Genomic DNA, 1273 nt, shown 5'->3' on the forward strand with positions numbered 1-1273 from the left:
TTTTTTAAACGACCAAGGTGATGAGTTGTTAGTTCAATCACTACAAGGTATTGTTGCACAGCACTTAATACATATTACTAATAAAAAAAAATTGTCTTTACGAGGCATTAGAAGTAGATCAAAAAGTGAAAAACATTTTAAATCAAGCGTTAGATCATAATTCACAGCTCACTTTAAATGCTTGTGATTTGAGACAAAAAAATCGCATGACACTGGTTGAAAAAAAACAAAAACTTATCATTGACGGCATTGATGAAAATTTGCTTAATTGTATTTCCTAAATCATACTGGGGCTAATGCAGGGGTCTCGTTTTAATTTTTAGTGGGTAGTTTTGCATGGTGAAATATGACATCTACAGATACCAAAAAACCCCGGTACAATTTATGCGCTTCATAAATTGTACCGGGGTTTTTAGGAGCTCTAAAGCTAGTCAATTACTATAGAATAGTTAAGTCTTGCACATCCATATCCACATAAACATCCATATGTACATAAGAATTTCCACAAAATTTAACAGGTGCTGGCTCGAAAAATTCAACAGGTGCTAGCTCGAGATCAGTTGTTAAAGTTGTTGGGACTTTTTCCAAAGTAGCATTCCCTAAAAATCCATTAGCATGTGGTTCGTCAATATACTGAGTTCCTTCTGTATATTGAACAATCAAGATATCATCAATATCATTGCTGATAAAAACATCAGTAAAGTTGATTCCTTTTCCAGTGTCTTTGCCAAAGTAAAAGTAATTACTACCATTGCCTTTATCACTTGTGCCGGTAACTTCATCTAGTTTATGTATAGTACCTGAATCTTCTTGAGTGTCAATAGCATCGTCAATAGCATCGACAACATCAACAATATCGTCAGTGATTTGAGCAGTGTCAGTAGCATCAGCATCGTCAGCGATTTGAGCAGTTTTATTGGCATTTTCAATGATACTTTTAGCAATTTGAGCAGCTTCATTAGCATCTTCAATAGCACTTTCGGCAATTTCAGCAGAAGCATCAGCTTTTACAATAGCACTTTTAGCAACTTGAGCAGTTTCATTGGCATTTTCAATAGCACTTTCGGCAATTTCAGCAGAAGCATCAGCTTTTACAATAGCGTCTTTGGCAATTTTGGCATAATAATCAGCCTTTGCAATAGCGTCAGCATCTCCGTCGCGTTTAGCAACTTGAGCAGTTTCATTGGCATTTGCAACAGCGACTTCGGCAGCTCGAGCGTCTTTATCGGCATTTTCAATAGCGGTTTCAGCGATTTCGGCATAATAATCACAA

General features: G+C 36.4%; 1 protein-coding gene. It reads right to left on the minus strand.

What is annotated here, in order from left to right; translation table 11 throughout:
- Window positions 1-438: 438 nt before the first annotated feature.
- A partial coding sequence (locus tag BHECKSOX2_RS09920) for a cell envelope integrity TolA family protein (protein ID WP_483444641.1) occupies window positions 439-1273 on the minus strand: 835 nt, incomplete at its 5' end.

This window comes from thiotrophic endosymbiont of Bathymodiolus puteoserpentis (Logatchev), from assembly GCF_900127505.1.
In the GTDB taxonomy this organism is placed as follows: domain Bacteria; phylum Pseudomonadota; class Gammaproteobacteria; order PS1; family Pseudothioglobaceae; genus Thiodubiliella.